The 18442-nt window shown below is 64.7% G+C and carries 12 protein-coding genes and 1 pseudogene; 6 read left to right on the forward strand and 7 right to left on the reverse strand.

Annotated elements, in window-relative coordinates; genetic code table 11:
* The 3 genes and pseudogenes from IP91_RS25575 to ssb all read right to left on the reverse strand — a co-directional run.
* A pseudogene (locus IP91_RS25575) lies at positions 1 to 890 on the reverse strand (heme utilization protein); the annotation flags it as partial.
* A gap of 798 nt (positions 891 to 1688) precedes the next feature.
* Positions 1689 to 2543 (reverse strand): hypothetical protein, encoded by an 855-nt coding sequence (locus tag IP91_RS25580; protein WP_145653408.1) that lies wholly within the window; start codon positions 2541 to 2543, stop codon positions 1689 to 1691.
* A gap of 408 nt (positions 2544 to 2951) precedes the next feature.
* On the reverse strand, positions 2952 to 3452 hold the full coding sequence (ssb, locus tag IP91_RS25585; protein ID WP_145653410.1) for a single-stranded DNA-binding protein: 501 nt from the start codon (positions 3450 to 3452) through the stop codon (positions 2952 to 2954).
* A 458-nt stretch (positions 3453 to 3910) separates the two neighbouring features.
* On the opposite strand from ssb, the gene uvrA reads away from it, so the two are divergent.
* Positions 3911 to 6763, forward strand: a complete 2853-nt coding sequence (gene uvrA, locus IP91_RS25590) for an excinuclease ABC subunit UvrA (RefSeq protein WP_145653412.1) — start codon at positions 3911 to 3913, stop codon at positions 6761 to 6763.
* Positions 6764 to 7052: 289 nt separating this feature from the next.
* Here the strand turns inward: uvrA and IP91_RS25595 are convergent, their stop codons facing one another.
* Positions 7053 to 7664 carry a TetR/AcrR family transcriptional regulator gene (locus IP91_RS25595; protein WP_145653413.1) on the reverse strand — a complete coding sequence of 204 codons (612 nt, stop codon included), beginning with the start codon at positions 7662 to 7664 and terminating at the stop codon, positions 7053 to 7055.
* Between the two features lie 154 nt (positions 7665 to 7818).
* Here IP91_RS25595 and IP91_RS25600 point away from each other — a divergent pair, with 154 nt between their 5' ends.
* Together IP91_RS25600 and IP91_RS25605 are read left to right on the forward strand one after the other, a co-directional pair.
* Positions 7819 to 8580 carry a ZIP family metal transporter gene (locus IP91_RS25600; RefSeq protein ID WP_145653415.1) on the forward strand — a complete coding sequence of 254 codons (762 nt, stop codon included), beginning with the start codon at positions 7819 to 7821 and terminating at the stop codon, positions 8578 to 8580.
* Between the two features lie 181 nt (positions 8581 to 8761).
* A complete protein-coding gene (locus IP91_RS25605) occupies positions 8762 to 11167 on the forward strand; it encodes a catalase (protein WP_145653417.1) in 2406 nt (801 codons plus the stop codon).
* A gap of 117 nt (positions 11168 to 11284) precedes the next feature.
* On the opposite strand, the gene IP91_RS25610 is transcribed toward IP91_RS25605, so the two are convergent.
* Complete coding sequence (locus tag IP91_RS25610; RefSeq protein WP_145653419.1) at positions 11285 to 11839, reverse strand: ankyrin repeat domain-containing protein; 555 nt, start codon at positions 11837 to 11839, stop codon at positions 11285 to 11287.
* Positions 11840 to 11953: 114 nt separating this feature from the next.
* Positions 11954 to 13816, reverse strand: coding sequence for a phosphoenolpyruvate carboxykinase (GTP) (locus IP91_RS25615; RefSeq protein ID WP_145653421.1), 1863 nt, complete (start codon positions 13814 to 13816; stop codon positions 11954 to 11956).
* A 458-nt stretch (positions 13817 to 14274) separates the two neighbouring features.
* Between IP91_RS25615 and IP91_RS25620 the strand changes: the two genes are divergently transcribed.
* Entirely contained in the window at positions 14275 to 15276 is a 1002-nt protein-coding gene (locus IP91_RS25620) for a D-2-hydroxyacid dehydrogenase family protein (protein WP_145653423.1), read from the forward strand.
* Positions 15277 to 15469: 193 nt separating this feature from the next.
* Here the strand turns inward: IP91_RS25620 and IP91_RS25625 are convergent, their stop codons facing one another.
* Entirely contained in the window at positions 15470 to 16222 is a 753-nt protein-coding gene (locus IP91_RS25625) for an L-asparaginase (protein ID WP_145653424.1), read from the reverse strand.
* 145 nt (positions 16223 to 16367) lie between these two features.
* Here IP91_RS25625 and IP91_RS25630 point away from each other — a divergent pair, with 145 nt between their 5' ends.
* Both IP91_RS25630 and IP91_RS25635 read left to right on the forward strand, forming a co-directional pair.
* On the forward strand, positions 16368 to 16853 hold the full coding sequence (locus IP91_RS25630; protein ID WP_145653426.1) for an asparaginase domain-containing protein: 486 nt from the start codon (positions 16368 to 16370) through the stop codon (positions 16851 to 16853).
* A gap of 15 nt (positions 16854 to 16868) precedes the next feature.
* Positions 16869 to 18410: a class I SAM-dependent methyltransferase gene (locus IP91_RS25635; protein ID WP_145653428.1), complete on the forward strand. Its 1542-nt coding sequence runs from the start codon at positions 16869 to 16871 to the stop codon at positions 18408 to 18410.
* Positions 18411 to 18442 lie beyond the last annotated feature (32 nt).

Below are 18442 nucleotides of genomic sequence, written 5' to 3' on the forward strand. Positions count from 1 at the left end.
CGCAGGTCAGCTGTTTCCAGTGCTGCCAGGTTCGCGGTGGACATCGCTGCCACTTGCGCGGAGGTCAGGCCGGCAGCTTGCGAAGTGCTCAGGGCCACGATCTGTGCCGTCGTCAGGCCCGAAGCGAACAGGGACGTTGCCAGGGCACCGATCTGGCCGGAGGTCATCACGGCGATCTGCGACGAAGTCAGTGCGGCGGCTTGTGCCGAGCTCAGGCCGGCAATGACGCTGGTCGACAGGGCTTTCACGTCGGCCGTTTCCATAGCTTGCAGGACATCGGTCGTCAGACCGGCGATTTGCGTCGAACGCAGTGCGCCGGCTTGTGCGGTGGTCAGGGCCACGATCTGCGCCGAGTTCAGCGCATCGATCTGGTTCGAGCTCAGCGAGGCGATTGCCGAGGTCTTCAATGCCGCGACGTCGTTCGATTGGAGAGCAGCCAGCACGGTGGTCGACATGGCCGAGACCTGCGCGGTGTTGAGGCTTGCTACCTGGTCCGTTCCAAACGCAGGAACCTGGGCGCTGGTCAGCCCGACGGCAAACACGGCCGTACCCAGGGAGCCGACCTGCGCCGTCGACAGCGCGCCGATTTGCGTGGTGGTCAGAGCACCGATCTGCTGGGTGGTCAGCGCGGCAATCGTGCTGGTTTTCAGTGCGCGCAGGTCCGCCGTTTCCAGGGCTGCCACGGAATTCGTTCCCAGGCCCACGATCTGCGTGCTGCTCAGCACAGCGGTCTGCATGGTGGTCAGGGCAGCAATCTGCGAGGTGGTCAGCCAGCCGGCTTGTGCCGACGTCAGCGACGCGATCTCTTCAGTGCTCAACCCTGCAATGATCTGGGTGGTAAACGCTGCTATCTGAGCAGAATCCTTGCCTGGAATTAGGATGGCGGTCATGTAATTTCTCTCTAATGAATACTAATAAACTGCGGAATTTTCGGGTTGTCAGCCTTCGGGCTGCCTTCGTCGGTACGTGTAATCCGTCTGCATATTTCCGCAGCCAATTAGCAATGAGGCCTGCGACGTTGTGGTTTGTTGCCTATCGACAAAACTGTGCCAAACTTTAGCCACCGCTTCTTCCAGCTCCAGGTTCAGCCCGGAATGGAGGAATCCCATGGACCTCAGGTTGTCCGTGCCAGAACTGCCGGTGGACTCACCAGGCAATTTCCTCACAGACACAAAGCGACGCCAAACGGCTGTCGATTAAGCCGGGACGTCTTCTTCGGAACAATTTATTGCCCATTCGAAACCTTGGACAGCCTCGCCAGTATAGCCTTTAAGTTTCTTTGCGGCACATATTTTTACTTCGGGTTTCCTTTTTGGAATCAAACAGTTGGCTAGCCGCGACAGTGCCAGTAGTGGATTATCATTTCCACAAGGAAATGTCATGAAAATGAAATCATCTGCTGCCAGGGAGTTAACTCGTGCCGGACAGGATGCATGTGAGTGCTCACTTCAAATTGGAGTGCAAGGTCCCGTATGTCGGCCTGGAAGGGGAAATACGAGGTACAGTGACAACCGGCAGGACCAGTGCCCGCTACCGGAAATCACAATATCGCGGGGGCAGCTGCCGGGAAGCAAGGAGCGCAAGGTCTTTCCAGTGTCCGCTCCCCATGTCGGGAGACAGGGCCGTGGACGAGTCGCTGTCCGTCACCGGAACATCGGATGGCGGCCAGCTGGCAAATTCTGTCTGGCTTACCTGTAGGCCACGTAGGGCAACGCAACCCCGCTGATCAGGGCAATGACCCAGGGAGAGCTCCTGACCAGCGTGGCAACGGTCTTCCAGAAAAGGCTCAGCAATCCCAGTACGATGACGACGATGACTGCGCCGATGCTGCCGGACGCTGGTACGCGGGAAGCGTCGTCCGCTGCCGGTTCAGGCCGCGCGCCCTGTGCGGCCTGATCGGGTTCGCTTGCAGCATCAAGGGGCTGAAGTGACGTAGCGACGCCCTCCTCGCGCGGCTCGGGAGTCATGCGCGAAAACGGCTCCTTGCCGTGGCCGGAAACCGTGCTCCGTCGCTCGTTCGCGCAGCGCAGCAGCACTTCCGTGCGCCAGCCTTCGAGCCGGGCGCCCCAGTCCTGGTAGGCGGTGGCAACAGCCTCATCCATGAGGGCATACCGGCCGCTATCGTTTTTCGGATTGGTCTCGTTCTCGAACGTGCCGTGTTCCATCTCCAGTGAGGCAAGGACGCGGTGCGCCAATGCGGTGGCCGCGTTATGAACGAACAACGGCAGCTTCGCGCTCGCATGGTCGGCCCGCGTCCAGGGAATGAACGGTCCGGCTGGTGCGCGGCTGGAAGGCACGGGAATATCCAGGTCCGCCCTGATCGTTGCGGCGAGCGCTTGCCAGTCCGTGTCGGGTACGGCCAGCGCTCCTGGCTGCGCTTCGTTGCACCAATGGGCATCGACTTCGCCCGCGTCATACCCGGCATCCGGAAACACCGGGTCACCGTGCTCCGCGCCGCGCGGAAACAGCGGATGGTCGCGCCACGCCGCACGCTCCTGCCCCACGCCCCATACCTGGTAGCGGTCGGCAAAATGCACCACCATCGCGCAATGCCCCCCTCCTGCGCCGCCGGGACATCGATGCCGAACGCCGCCGCCGGATGCAGCGACAGCCGCAGCGCGCCCGCTTCCTTGAGGATGCCGCGCCACACGGTGAAGTCGTCCGCCAGCAGCGCATTGTCGGCCAGGGACCGAAATGGCAGCGCGCATCCCAGAAGATGCCATGGCGATACCAGTCCTGCAGCGGCCGTTCGCCCTGCAGAAAGCTCGTGCCATAACTTGCCAGCGCTACCTGGCGCAGCATCGATTCGGGACCCATCCAGCTCCTTGGACAAACCATTTCGGCGCACCGCCGCTGCGTGAACAAATCGCTTCAGCAAGAAAAACGCCCTGCAAGCGCGAGGCCTGAGGGCGTTATCGGGTAGTTGCGGCCACCGCTACGGTGACGGCATCTCAGAACGGAATATCGTCATCCATGTCCGAGAAATTCGGTGCCGGCTTCGGTGCCGGGCGCGGCGCCGGTGCGGAAGCCTGCGGGCGCGGCGCCGGACGGCTCGGCGGCGCATCGTAGCCGCCCATGTCGTCGCCGCCACCCATCGCATCGCCACCGCCCATGCCCTGGCGGCCACCCAGCATCTGCATTTCCTGGGCAACGATATCGGTTGCGTACTTCTCTACGCCGTCCTTGTCCGTGTATTTACGGGTCTGCAGGCGGCCTTCGACGTAGACGGACGAGCCCTTCTTCAAGTATTGGCCGACGATCTCGGCCAGCTTGCCGAAGAACGAGATGCGGTGCCATTCGGTGATTTCCTTCTGCTCGCCCGTGTTGCGGTCCTTCGACTTGAACGACGTGGCGACCGCGATATTGGCGATGGCATCGCCGCTCGGCATGTAGCGGATCTCCGGGTCGCGGCCCAGATTGCCGACGATGATGACTTTGTTGACAGATGCCATGTGTACTCCTGCGTGAACGTTTACTAAACAATGAATTATATGACAGGGGGTCCATTGCAGACGCAATTTTTCACGGGTCAAGCGGGATTTCCCTGCCCGCCGATGGACGCTCGCCGGTACGAGCAGCGCAATGTGAATACTGGTATTATATACAGTGCTTGCTGCAGCAGTCCTGTTCGGTATCAATACGCACCGCAGACCTTGAAATTGGCGCGAGCGGCGGCATAGTGCATCAGTACCCGATCGCAAGTTTCGATTGCGCGGGCGATCGCAAAATGCGTTTGCAAGATACGATTGCAAGATAAATACGCACGTACCACCCGCCCGACACCGCAGCGCGAAGCGTTCTATAGTGTCGGGTCGGCCGTTCCGGGTCCTTCGCAGTCGGGCCCGCCAGAAGGCAGCAGTCGGTTTCAGTAACTACATCCATCAGTCAGGCACAACCAGGGCATATATACATGGAAGAAATCCGCATCCGCGGCGCGCGTACGCACAACCTGAAGAACATCAACCTCGATCTGCCCCGCAACAAGCTGATCGTGATCACCGGGCTGTCCGGTTCCGGCAAATCCTCGCTGGCGTTCGACACGCTGTACGCGGAAGGCCAGCGCCGCTATGTCGAATCGCTTTCGGCGTATGCGCGCCAGTTCCTGCAGCTGATGGAAAAGCCCGATGTCGACCTGATCGAAGGCCTGTCGCCGGCCATCTCGATCGAGCAGAAGGCCACCTCGCACAACCCGCGCTCCACGGTCGGCACCGTGACGGAAATCCATGACTACCTGCGCCTGCTGTACGCGCGCGTGGGCACGCCGTACTGCATCAACCACCCGGACCATGCGCTATCGGCGCAGTCCGTGTCGCAGATGGTCGATGCCGTGCTGGCCATGCCGGAAGGGACCAAGCTGATGATCATGGCGCCCGTCGTGGCCAACCGCAAGGGCGAGCACGTGGACCTGTTCGAGGCGATGCAGGCGCAGGGCTTCGTGCGCTTTCGCGTGCAGAGCGGCACGCACGACGCGAAGATCTATGAAGTGGACGACCTGCCGAAGCTGAAGAAAACGGAGAAGCACACGATCGACGTGGTGATCGACCGCGTGAAGGTCACGGCGGAGATCAAGCAGCGCCTGGCCGAGAGCTTCGAGACGGCGCTGCGCCTGGCCGATGGCCGCGCGGTGGCGTTCAATATGGACGACGGCACCGAGCACGTGTACTCGAACAAGTTCGCCTGTACCAGCTGTGGCTATTCGCTGCAGGAGCTGGAGCCGCGCCTGTTCTCGTTCAATAACCCGATGGGCGCCTGCCCCGAATGCGATGGCCTGGGCCATATCGAGTTCTTCGATCCGAAGCGCATCGTGGCGTTCCCCAACCTGTCGCTGGCGTCCGGCGCCGTGAAGGGCTGGGACCGCCGCAACAGCTTCTACTTCTCGATGCTGCAGAGCCTGTCGAAGCACTACGGCTTCGACCTGGACGTGCCGTTCGAGCAGCTGCCGGCGGCCGCGCAGAACGCCGTGCTGCAGGGTTCCGGCAAGGCCGTGATCCCGTTCTCGTACGTGAACGAGCGCGGCCGCACGATCGTCAAGGAGCACACCTTCGAAGGCGTGGTGAACAACCTGGCGCGGCGCTACCGCGAATCGGACTCGATGGCCGTCAAGGAAGAGCTGGCGAAGTTCATCAACGAGAAGAAGTGCCCGACCTGCGAAGGCGCGCGCCTGCGCATCGAGGCGCGCAATGTGCGCGTGGGCACCGGCAAGCAGGAAAAGGCCATCTACGAGATCGCCGAGAAGCCGCTGCGCGACACGCTGTCGTTCTTCGAGCAGCTGAAACTGAAGGGCGCCAAGCGCGATATCGCCGACCGCATCATCAAGGAGATCGTCTCGCGCCTGTCGTTCCTGAACAATGTGGGCCTGGACTACCTGTCGCTGGACCGATCTGCCGACACGCTGTCCGGCGGCGAGGCGCAGCGCATCCGCCTGGCCTCGCAGATCGGCTCCGGCCTGACGGGCGTGATGTACGTGCTGGACGAGCCGTCGATCGGCCTGCACCAGCGCGACAACGACCGCCTGATCGACACGCTGAAGCACCTGCGCGACATCGGCAACAGCGTGCTGGTGGTCGAGCACGACGAGGATGCGATCCGCACCGCCGACTACATCGTCGACATGGGCAAGGGCGCCGGCGTGCATGGCGGCGACGTGATCGCGGCCGGCTCGCTGAAGGACATCCTGAAGAACAAGGAATCGCTGACGGCCCAGTACCTGAATGGCACGATGAAGATCGAGGTGCCGAAGAAGCGTCACGCCGCCGATCCGAACCGCCAGCTGGTCATCACGGGCGCCAAGGGCAACAACCTGAAGAACCAGACGCTGACGATCCCCGTGGGCCTGCTCACCTGCGTGACGGGCGTTTCCGGCTCCGGCAAGTCCACGCTGGTGAACGACACGCTGTATCCGGCCCTGTCGCGCCACCTGTACGGCTCGCAGACGGAACCGGCGGAACACGACACGATCAGCGGCCTGGAACACTTCGACAAGGTGATCTCCGTGGACCAGGCGCCGATCGGCCGTACGCCGCGCTCGAATCCGGCCACGTACACGGGCCTGTTCACGCCGATCCGCGACCTGTTCTCCACCGTGCCGACGGCGAAGGAACGGGGCTACAGCGCCGGCCGCTTCTCGTTCAACGTGAAGGGCGGCCGCTGCGAAGCCTGCCAGGGCGATGGCGTGCTGAAGGTGGAGATGCACTTCCTGCCGGACGTGTACGTACCGTGCGATGTCTGCCACGGCAAGCGCTACAACCGCGAAACGCTGGAAGTCCATTACAAGGGCAAGAGCATCACGCAGGTGCTGGACATGACGGTGGAAGACGCGCACGAGTTCTTCAAGCCCGTGCCGACCATCGCGCGCAAGCTGCAGACCTTGCTGGACGTGGGCCTCGGCTATGTCAAGCTGGGCCAGAGCGCCACCACCTTGTCCGGCGGCGAGGCGCAGCGCGTCAAACTGTCGCTGGAGCTGTCGAAGCGCGACACGGGCCGCACGCTGTACATCCTCGATGAACCGACGACGGGGCTGCACTTCCACGACATCGACCTGCTGCTGAAGGTGATCCACCGCCTGCGCGACCAGGGCAACACGCTCGTCATCATCGAGCACAACCTGGACGTGGTCAAAACGGCGGACTGGCTGGTCGACCTGGGTCCCGAAGGCGGCGCCGGCGGCGGCCGCATCATCGCCACCGGCACGCCGGAGGACGTGGCGAAGAACCCGGACAGCGTCACCGGCAGGTACCTCGTGCCGCTGCTGAAGAAGAAATAACCTGCACCATTTATTGCCTGGAAAATGGGGACAGACCCCATTTTTCGGGCAATCTTTCCTGGAAAATGGGGTCTGTCCCCATTTTAGAAGAAACCGAAGTCGTCGTTCGATTTCGGGATCACCCGCAGGATCCCCGCCACCGCGTGCCAGGCATACCCGGCCACCGGCAATACCATCAACCACAAAGCAGACATGACAGCCTCCTGACGAGACCGTTTCGCACAGGTGTGCGAAACCAAGGGAAAGAAAAGCCGGGACGACCCGGCAGGCGTGCTACTGGACTTCGCTGTTACTCGACCTCATTGAAACTCCTGTACGTGGAAATCAGCCTGCTGAACGCTCGCCCCATGCGGCGCGGCGCACCCTCGTCGCGCAGGAACCGCACGTCATGCATCACGCCGATGATCAGGCTGTAGATCTCGAACACCAGCTGCTCGGGATCCGTATCCGGGCGCAGGTGGCCCGCCTCCATCGCCTGCAGCACCGTCTTGCGCAGCGAAGCGCGCCAGCGCACGATGCCCTCTTCCAGCCGATCCCGCAGCGGGCCGGACAGGTCGTCGTATTCGAACGCGCCCGCCGTGTACAGGCAGGCGCCGCGCGGTGCTTCGTCCGTGCCCTTCTTCAGCCACAGGTTCACCTGCATCAGCAGCCGCGGCAGTCCCTTCGCCGCCTGCAGCGACGGCAGGAACACCTCTTCCGAGAAGCGGCGGTCGTACTCGTCCAGCACGGCGCCCTGCAGGCCTTCCAGCGAGCCGACCCGCGAGAACACGCCGCTCTTGCTGATGCCGGTGCGCTTCGCCAGCTCGCCCAGCGACAGCTTGCCGATGCCGTCGAGGGCCGCCATTTCCATGGCCGCGTCGACGATCGTGGCGTAGGTGGTTTCGCTTTTCGAGGTATTCATGCAACCACTTTAGCACACGTGTGCGAAATCCTAGCAAAAATTTGTCATGCGCTTGTCGGTACTTTTTCGCTACTTTGTCGGCAGATTATCGTCCTGCCCTGCCGCGTGCGACGCATTCCCCAGCCGGTCCGTACACTGCGGCAAAGGAGACAGGATGCATTTTCCAATCTGGGCACAGGCAGGGTTCTGGGGGTTCGTGGCGGGCGCGGCGTTGCTGGTGGGCGCTGGCGCGGGCTACTTCCTGAACGTGCCGCAGCGGCTGATCGCGGCCATCACCGCCTTCGGTAGCGGCGTGCTGATCTCGGCGCTGTCGTTCGAGCTGATGGACGAGGCGTTCCGCCAGGGCGGCTTCATGGCCACCGCCACCGGCTTCGTTGCGGGCGCTGCCGTCTACACGCTGGCCAACCGTATCCTCGCGAGCTACGGCGCCAAGCACCGCAAGCGCTCCGGCGACCGCCAGCCGAAAGAAGAAGAGGCCGGCGGCAGCGGCACGGCCATCGCCGTGGGCGCGCTGCTGGACGGCATCCCGGAATCGATCGTCATCGGCCTGTCGATGCTGCAGGGCGGCATGGTCAGCAAGGTGGCCGTGGCGGCGATTTTCCTGTCCAATATTCCGGAAGGGCTGTCCAGCGCGGCGGGCATGAAGCGTGCAGGACGCTCGCGCGCCTACATCTTCGGCATCTGGGGCGGCATCGCGGCCGCCTCCGGCATTGCCGCGCTGGTGGGGTATGCCGCGTTCCAGGATTTCCCGCCCGCCGTCATCGCCGCGACGACGGCCGTTGCCGCTGGAGCCATCCTGGCGATGCTGGTCGATACGATGATTCCCGAAGCGTTCGAGGAAGCGCACGACTATGCCGGCCTGATCACCGTCGCCGGTTTCCTGTGTGCGTTCGCCCTGTCGAAACTCGGCAGCTGAAAAGTTCCCATCCGTCGCACCGGCCTTTCGCACTGTTGAGCTGCGTCAGACGCCTGCCCGCCTGCGCGAGCAGACTCGTGCTTGATGCGTCGCACGAATAGTTGAAGAGGATCAAGGCAGGTTTTTTGCCAATGTGCACGTGCAACGCACCACTTCGTCAACTACGACATGAGGTGATGTGATGGAGACACGCAAGCATGGCGACCTGGACGGCGCCGGATCGATCCTGGGCACGGTGGGCGGCCCGTCGGAAGGCGATCCACCGGACCGTCTCGGCCAGCACACGGAGGAATCCGGCCGGCTGCTGGAGAAGAAGGTGGCCGAACAGGCACTGGCGGCGCAGAGGCCGTTCAACCCGAACAAGCCCGCGGAATATGGCGACGACTCCGTGGTACCGCACCAGGGGGCCACGGAAACGCCTTCCACACCGCTGGCCACGGCCAGCACCACGACCGAGAACCTGCCCTCCCGCAAGCTGGGCGACGGCAAGCCGGACATCGGCCACAACCCGCTGAACGGCCCGCTCGACCGCGTGCGGGTGGACGACAGCGGCCGCGAGCTGACCACCAACCTGGGCGTGAAGGTGGCCAACAACCAGGACACGCTGAAGATCGGCCTGCGCGGCCCCAGCGCGCTGGAGGATTTCATCTTCCGCGAAAAGATCACGCACTTCGACCACGAGCGCATTCCCGAACGGGTGGTGCACGCGCGCGGCGCCGGCGCGCACGGCTACTTCGAGAGCTACCACGACCTGTGCCACCTGACGCGCGCCGCGCTGTTCGACAAGCCGGGCAAGCGCACGCCCGTGTTCGTGCGATTCTCGACGGTGGCCGGCTCGCGCGGCTCGGCCGACACGGTGCGCGACGTGCGGGGCTTCGCCACCAAGTTCTATACGGACGAAGGTATCTGGGACCTGGTCGGCAACAACATCCCCGTGTTCTTCATCCAGGATGCGATGAAGTTCCCGGACCTGATCCACGCCGTGAAGCCGGAGCCGCACAACGAGATCCCGCAGGCCTCCAGCGCCCACGACACGTTCTACGATTTCGCCGGCCTGTCGCCGGAAACCTTCCACATGCTGATGTGGGTGACGTCGGACCGCGCCATCCCGCGCAGCTATCGGATGATGCAGGGCTTCGGCGTGCACACCTTCCGGCTCGTCAACGCGCAGGGCGAGGCGCACTTCGTGAAGTTCCACTGGACACCCATGGCCGGCACCCATTCCCTGGTGTGGGACGAGGCGGCGAAACTCACCGGCGCCGATCCGGACTTCCACCGCCGCGACCTGTGGGAGGCGATCGAGGCCGGCTACTTCCCCGAGTACGAGCTGGGCATCCAGGTGTTCACCGAACAGCAGGCGGCCGCCTTCGGCACGTTCGACGTGCTCGATGCCACCAAGATCGTTCCCGAGGAACTGGTTCCCGTGCAACCGGTCGGCAAGATGGTGCTGGACCGGAATCCCGACAACTTCTTTGCCGAGACGGAGCAGGTGGCGTTCTGCGCCGCGCACGTGGTGCCCGGCATCGACTTCACCAACGACCCGCTGCTGCAGGGCCGCATCCACTCGTACATCGATACCCAGCTGACGCGCCTGGGCGGCCCGAACTTCCATGAAATCCCGATCAATTCCGCCATCGCCCCGGTCCACAACAACCAGCGTGACGGATTGCACCGCCAGGCCATCAACCGGGGCCGCGTGGCGTACGAACCGAACTCGCTGGCAGGAGGCTGTCCGTTCCAGGCCGGTGCGCGGGGCTTCGTCACGTATCCGGCGCACGAGGCGGGGGACAAGGTGCGCGGCAAGCCGGAGCTGTTCGCCGAGCACTATGGCCAGGCGCGGCTGTTCTGGGAAAGCCAGAGCGCGCCGGAGCAGGCGCACATCGTGGCCGCCTACCGCTTCGAGCTGACGCGCGTGCAGGTGCCGCAGGTGCGCGAACGGATCGTGGCGGGGCTGGTCAACGTGTCGCCCGCGCTGGCCGCCGCCGTGGCCGCCGACCTGGGCATTCCCGTGCCGCCGCCGCTGCCACCTTCGACAGAGCTGCCGATTCCCGCGTATCCGCCCTCGCCTTCGCTATCGCTGCTCACGCGGCCGGGCAAGACGGGCATCCAGACGCGTCGCATCGCCATCCTTGTCGCGGACGATGTCGACGGCAAACAGGTGCGCCAGCTGTACGCGGCGCTGCTGAAGGACGGTGCGCAGCCCCGCGTGGTGGGACAGAAGCTGGGCGCGGTGACGTCCACCGACGGCTGTCCTCTGGAAGCGGAAATCACGCTGGAGACGGGCCCCGCGGTGCTGTACGACGCGGTCGTGCTGCCGGCCGGCCTGGCGGCGGCGAAGAAGCTGGCACAGGATCCGCGCGCACTGGAGTTCGTGCGCGAGCAGTACCGGCACGGCAAGGCGCTGCTGGCCCTCGACGGCGGCACCGAGCTGCTGGACCGCGCCGGCATTCCCCGCCTGCTGCCCGATGGCAGCGCCGACCCGGGGCTGGTCGTCGATGGCGATCCGCACGCGGCGCTGGCCGCGTTCGTGGCGGCCGTGGCCGGACACCGTGTCTATGCGCGGGAGACGGATCCACCGCGGGTGTAAGAACGAAGCGCTGCGGTAAAGGTGTTGCTCAAAAAATGGGGTCTGTCCCCATTTTCCAGGAAAGGTGTTGCTCGGAAAATGGGGTCTGTCCCTTTTTTGTCCCCATTTTCCGGGCGATTATTTCAGCCCGGCCAGCAGCGCCACCGCGTCCATGGCACCCATCGTGCGCGCCACCTCGATCATCGGCGAGCCGCTGGAATCGAGCGCGGCGGGATTGGCGCCACGGTCCAGCAGCAGCTGGGCGATCTCCACGCGGTTGAACATCACGGCAAAGCGCAGCGGCGTCTTGCCGTCGGGGCCGGGGCCGTCCGGCTGCGCGCCGTGCTCCAGCAACAGTTTGGCAATGGCGAGGTTGCCCTTGAAGGCGGCACCCATCAACGGGCTCTGGCCGGCATCGTTCTGCAGCTCCGGATCGGCGCCATGTTCGAGCAGCACGCGGGTGGCGTCTTCCTGGCCGTGGTAGCTGGCCAGCATCAGCAGGCTGTCGCCCTTTTCGTTGCGCAGATTGGCCGGGAAGCCCTGGTCGAGCAGCGGCCCCAGTTCGGCGGCGTTGCCGGCACGGGCGGCCTGGAAGACGCGGCGCGCGAACGCCAGCGTGTCGTCGTCCAGTGCGGGGCGCGCCTGGCCGGCGGCGGCATCGGCCGGCGGACGTTGCGATTGCGGATCCTGCATGAGTCTCTCCTGTGGTTCAGTGTCTACGAGCGATCTTACACCGGGCCTGCCGGGATCGCCGGCACATAAAAAAAGCGCGTGCCGCAGCACGCGCTTTTCATTGATACGACCGGATCAGCCCAGGCGCTGTTCCAGCCGTGCCTTGTTGTCCAGCAGTGCCTGCGGCAGGCGGTAGGACAGCTTGTCGAACAGTTCCGCGTGCAGCTTCAGCTCGTCGCGCCAGGCGTCCTTGTCGATCGACGTGATCGTTTCGAACTCCTCCGGCGAGAACGGCATGCCTTCCCAGTGCAGGTCGCCATAGCGGGGCGTGGTGCCGAACAGCGTTTCGATGCCGCCGGCCGTGCCTTCGATGCGCTCCAGCATCCACTTCAGCACGCGCATATTGTCGCCGAAGCCGGGCCACACGAAGTGGCCGTGCTCGTCGGTGCGGAACCAGTTGACGCAGAAGATCTTCGGCAGCGCGGCCGGGTTGGCGGCGGCCGTTTTCGTGCCCAGGTCCAGCCAGTGCTGGAAGTACTCGCTCATGTTGTAGCCGATGAAGGGCAGCATCGCGAACGGATCGCGGCGCACGACGCCCATCTGGCCGGCAGCGGCAGCCGTGGTTTCGGAGCCCATCGTGGCGGCCATGTAGACACCTTCCACCCAGTCGCGCGCTTCCGTCACCAGCGGTACCGTCGTCGAGCGGCGGCCGCCGAAGATGAAGGCGGAGATCGGCACGCCGGCCGGATCGTCCCAGGCCGCATCGATCACCGGATTCTGCACGGCGGACACGGTGAAGCGCGCATTCGGGTGCGCTGCCTTCGTGCCGGAAGCCGGCGTCCAGTCCTTGCCCTGCCAGTCGATCAGGTGCGCCGGCAGTTCTTTCGTCATGCCTTCCCACCACACATCGCCATCGTCCGTGAGCGCCACGTTCGTGAAGATCGTGTTTTCGCGCATCGACGCCATGCAGTTGAAGTTGGTCTTCTCGTTGGTGCCCGGGGCCACGCCGAAGTAGCCCGCTTCCGGATTGATCGCATACAGGCGGCCATCGGCGCCCGGCTTGATCCAGGCGATGTCGTCGCCGATCGTGGTGATCTTCCAGCCGTTGAACGACGCCGGCGGGATCAGCATGGCGAAGTTGGTCTTGCCGCAGGCGGACGGGAACGCGGCCGCCACGTAGTGCTTCTTGCCTTCCGGCGATTCCACGCCGAGGATCAGCATGTGCTCGGCCAGCCAGCCGGCGCCGCCCTGCTGCGCTTCCTGGTAGCCCATGTTCGAGGCGATGCGCAGCGCGAAGCACTTCTTGCCCAGCAGCGCGTTGCCGCCGTAGCCGGAGCCATACGACCAGATCTCGCGGGTTTCCGGGAAATGCACGATGTATTTGGTGGGGTTGCATGGCCATGGCACGTCCTTCTGGCCGGCCGCCAGCGGCGCGCCCACGGTGTGCACGCAGGGCACGAAGTCGCCGTCTTCACCCAGCACGTCGTACACGGCCTTGCCCATGCGCGTCATGATGCGCATGTTCACCGCTACGTACGGCGAATCGGAGAGTTCCACGCCGATGTGGGCGATCGGGGAACCGAGCGGGCCCATCGAGAACGGCACCACGTACAGCGTGCGGCCGGCCATGCAGCCGTCGAACAGGCCGTTCAGCGTGCCGCGCATCTCGTGCGGCGCGGTCCAGTTGTTGGTGGGGCCGGCGTCTTCCTTCTTTTCCGAGCAGATGAAGGTGCGGTCCTCGACGCGCGCCACGTCCGTCGGGTCCGAGCAGGCCAGGTAGGAATTGGGCCGCTTGGCCTCGTTCAGTTTCTTCATCGTGCCTGCCGCCACCATCTCGGCGCACAGGCGGTCATACTCTTCCTGCGAGCCGTCGCACCAGTAGATGCGCTCCGGCTTGGTGAGCGCGGCCACCTCGGTGACCCAATTGATCAGTTTCTGATGCTTGATGTAAGCTGGCGCGTTCATCGTTGCGACGCCTCCCATAAGGGGCTGGTTCATGGTACTACCTCCAATGCCAATAAGAATTCGGTCTGGTCCTGGTGGCAGGGTCGTCGTCGGCTTCGGGCTTGCGCGTGTGTGGTGCATCGTCGACGCTTGGCGACGATACGTCCAGGATTCGCCCGCGCAGCGAGCGGCAATCGACGGCATCTGCCGGTGCGCCCGAGTGCTCGCGCAGGCTCTCGAGGGCGCGCTTCCGGAGCACGAATGCAGCTCGAGCAGGAATGCGGCTCAAGCACCATGTCAGCTCGATCCGAGCTTCAGGGCTGCGACGGAAGAGAAACTAGTCGGGTCGCGGGAGCCGGGTAGCGCTCAACGACTTGATCGATTGTACACCCCTCCTCCCGTCTTTCCGACAAAAATGTAGGAGAAATGGTTGAGTGATGTAGTAGGCTATTCCAGATATTCACAAATTCGTTAACGGGTTACCAATAGATGAGAAACTTCGCGTATCTGCCATGAAAATTGCCATATTGGACGACTATCAGGACGCCGTCCGCGAGCTCGGCTGCTTCGAGCTGCTGGACGGCCACGACGTCAAGGTGTTCAACAACAGCATCCGCGGCGTGGGCCAGCTGGCCGCACGGCTGGCGCCGTTCGATGCGATCGTCACCATCCGCGAGCGGACCGTATTGACGCGCGCGCTGCTGGCGAAGCTGCCCAACCTGAAGCTGATTTCGCAGACGGGCAAGGTGGGCGGCCAGATCGACGTGGCCGCCGCCACGGAGCTGGGCATCGCGATTGCGGAGGGTGTCGGCTCGCCGGTCGCACCGGCCGAACTGACCTGGGCGCTGATCATGGCGGCGCAGCGCAAGATCGTGCCGTACGCACTGCACCTGAAGGCCGGCGCCTGGCAGACCGTGTCGACGAACCAGCCGTTCAACACGCTGGGCACGACGCTGCGCGGCCGCACGCTGGCGATCTGGGGCTACGGCAAGATCGGCAAGCTGATCGCCGGCTATGGCAAGGCCTTCGGCATGGACGTGCTGGTGTGGGGCAGCGACGCCAGCCGTGCCGCCGCCGTCGCCGATGGCCATACGGCGGCCGCATCGCGTGAAGCTTTCTTTGCGGCGGCCGATGTGCTGACCTTGCAGCTGCGCCTGGGCGACGCCACCCGCGGCATCGTCACCGCGGCGGACCTGGCCCTGATGAAGCCGACTGCGCTGTTCGTCAACACGAGCCGCGCCGAGCTGGTGGCCGAAGGGGCGCTGGAAGCGGCCCTGCGTTCCGGCTGCCCGGGCGCCGCCGCGCTGGACGTGTTCGACAGCGAGCCGCTGGCGGAAGACTCGGTCCTGCTGCGCATGCCCCACGTGCTCGCCACCCCGCACCTGGGCTACGTGGAGCAGGACAGCTACGAGCTGTACTTCAGCCACGCCTTCCGCAACCTGGTCGACTTCTTCGCCGGCGGCTGCCAGACGATCCTGAACCCCGGCTACCGCGACCACCTCCGCAACGGCTGAGCTCGTGTCAACTTCGGGGTCAGTCACCGAAGTTGACACGGTCTCATCCGTAGATCCATATGCTCGACACGTCGAGCGCAAACTGGATTTGTCCGTCACGCATATGGCCTGTCCGGGCTTGCCACTGTCGAGTTCGTGTCACTTTTCGTGACTGACCCCGAAGTTGACACAGGCTCGGCAGTAAGGCGACGGATCAGGCTTCGGGGATGCCGGTGAGGTTGATGCGCGGCGCCGGCATTGCGTGGACCTTCGTCCACAGGCCGGCCCAGCCGGGTGGCCAGGTGATGTCGGGGCCGCTGTACGGCGCGAGGCCGGCGCGGACGGGAATGACGGGGACCGGCGGCATGTCGGTCAATGGCGCGCCGGGCGGGCGCTGCATGTCCAGGCTGTACATATAGCCGGGCAGCAGCGCATCGCAGACATCCGCGAACCATGCCGTGTGGTCTTCGTCGCGGCCCAGCGCATGGGCCAGGCCTTCCGGATCGAATTTCGCCAGCGCGTGGATCAGCTCTTCCGTCGTGGCGCCCGGCGTGTCCCCCCAGCCCATCACGGGATTGTTGTTGTAGTCCGCGCCGGAGCCATACCAGCCTTCGCGCCACGAGCGCTGCATCCAGTCACGCGGGCCGGTGAACAGGTGCCAGCGCCAGTGCAGGCCGGACGGCTTCGGCCACGAATACAGGTACAGCTTCTGGTAGCCCGCCTCGTGCAGGGCGCGCACCATCGCCATCAGCCGCGCATGGGGCATGCGGTCGGGCGGCGCGCGGCGGAACAGGATCGCTTCGCCGTCCGCGAACTGCACTTCATCGGTGGAGAGATTCAGGTCCAGCGTGCGCCCTTCGCTGCCGAAGCGGGCGGCGATCCAGCCCGTCAGCAGGTTGACGGCCGTGATCACCCCATAGCCGCGATGGCGGTGGAAGATGACGGTTCCGGGAGCGAGCGCTTTCATGACGGGGCCGAGGCAAAAAACCTAGTGTACTCAACGCGGGTGCAACTTTCCAGCGCCGTTGCATGTGGATACGAAGAAGTTTTTTTCTTTCGTGCCGCCCCGCAGCAGGCTATCATCGACTGTCTGCAACCTTATCCGAAACACCATGACTTTGCGCATCATCGCCACCGGCGGCACCTTCGACAAGCACTACAACGAACTGCATGGCACGCTCGGTTTCGCGGCCAGCCACCTGCCCGCCGCCATCGCCCGCGCCCGCATCACCACGCCCGTCGAGCTGGAGGTGCTGCCCCTGCTCGATTCGCTGGACATGGGCGACCCCGACCGCCAGCGCGTGCTGGCCTCGTGCCAGGCCGCGCCGGAGGCCGCCATCGTGATCGTGCATGGCACCGACACGATGCAGGATACGGCCGCCGTGCTGGGTCCCGCGGTACAGGGCAAAACGATCGTGTTCACCGGCGCGATGATCCCCTACGCCATCGACAACTCGGACGCCTTCTTCAACCTGGGCTTCGCCTGCGGCGTGGCACAGGTACTGCCCCATGGCGTGTACGTGGCCATGAACGGCCGCATCTTCGCCTGGGACAATGTGCAGAAGAACCGCGCCGCAGGAGTCTTCCAACCGATGTAATCCGAGAGGAAACGCATGCCCGAATGGTCCGCCGGCTATGTTGCCGACATTGGTTACACCTACGGCACTTATGCCGAACTGAACCCCCACCGCGCCCGGCTGGCGTTCGTGATGGCCGGCCTGATGCCGCCGAAGGTCGAGACCGCCTGCGAGCTGGGCTTCGGCCAGGGCATGAGCATCAACCTGCACGGCGCCGCCTCCACCGCGCAGTGGCACGGCACGGATTTCAATCCCACCCAGGCCGTGTTCGCGCGCGAGCTGGCGGCCGCTTCCGGGGCGCCCGTGCACCTGTACGACCAGTCGTTCGCCGAGTTCTGCTCGCGCGACGACCTGCCGGACTTCGATTTCATCGGCCTGCACGGCATCTTCAGCTGGATCTCGGACGAGAACCGCCGGATCATCGCCGACTTCGTGCGTCGCAAGCTGCGCCTGGGCGGCGTGCTCTACATCAGCTACAACACGCAGCCGGGCTGGGCGCCGATGGTGCCGGTGCGCGAGCTGCTGGCGGAATATGCCAACGTGATGGGTGCGCCCGGCGGCGGTTCGGCCGCGCACGTGGACCAGAGCCTGGCCTTTGCCGAGCGCCTGTTCGGCACCAAACCGGGCTACCTGCTGGCGAACCCGAACGTGGCGGGCCGCTTCGACAAGACCAAGGTCCAGGACCGCAATTACCTGGCCCACGAATACTTCAACCGGGACTGGGTGCCGTTCCAGTTCTCGCAGGTGGCCGCCCTGCTGGAACAGGCCAAGCTCACCTATGCGTGCTCGGCCCACTACCTGGACCACATCGACACCATCAACCTCACGGCGGACCAGCGCAAGCTGCTCGACGAGATCACCGACCCGGTGTTTTCCCAGACCGTGCGCGACTTCATGGTGAACCAGGGCTTCCGCCGCGACTACTGGGTGAAGGGACCGCGCAGGCTGGGCACGATCGAGCGCGACCACCTGGTGCTGCAGATGCGCGTGATGCTGCTGGGCGACCGCGCCGCCGTGCCGCTGAAGGCCGTCGCCTCGCTGGGCGAGGTCACGCTGCAGCCGCAGATCTACGACCCGCTGCTGGACTTCCTGGCCGACGGCCAGCCCCACACGATCGGCGAGCTGGTGGGCTTCGCCGCCAAGAAGCACGGCATGACGCTGCATCAGGTGCTGCAGGCGGTGTTCGTGCTGACCGGCACCGGCAGCACGGTGATCCTGCAGGATGACGACGTGATCGAGCGGGCCCGCCCCGCCGCGCAGCGCCTGAACCTGCGCATCTGCGAGATGGCCATGTCGAACAAGGCGCTGCACTACCTGGCCGCACCGGCTACCGGCGGCGCACTGCCGCTGAACCGCTTCGACCTGCTGTTCGTGCTGTCGCGCGCGCATGGCGGGGCGGGCCCGGAAGACTGGGCCGCCTATGCGGCGATGGCACTGTCGCGCCAGGGCGAGCGCCTCGTCATCGAAGGGAAGCCGGCGGAGTCCGATGCGCAGCAGCTGCAGGAACTGACCGTGCGCGCCAACAAGTTCCGGGACGGCATGCTGCCAATACTGATCCGGGTGGGCGCGATCGCATGAAAAAAAGGCCGGCGCAGGAGCGCCGGCCTTCC

The organism is Pseudoduganella lurida, assembly GCF_007830455.1.
Lineage (GTDB): Bacteria > Pseudomonadota > Gammaproteobacteria > Burkholderiales > Burkholderiaceae_D > Rugamonas > Rugamonas lurida.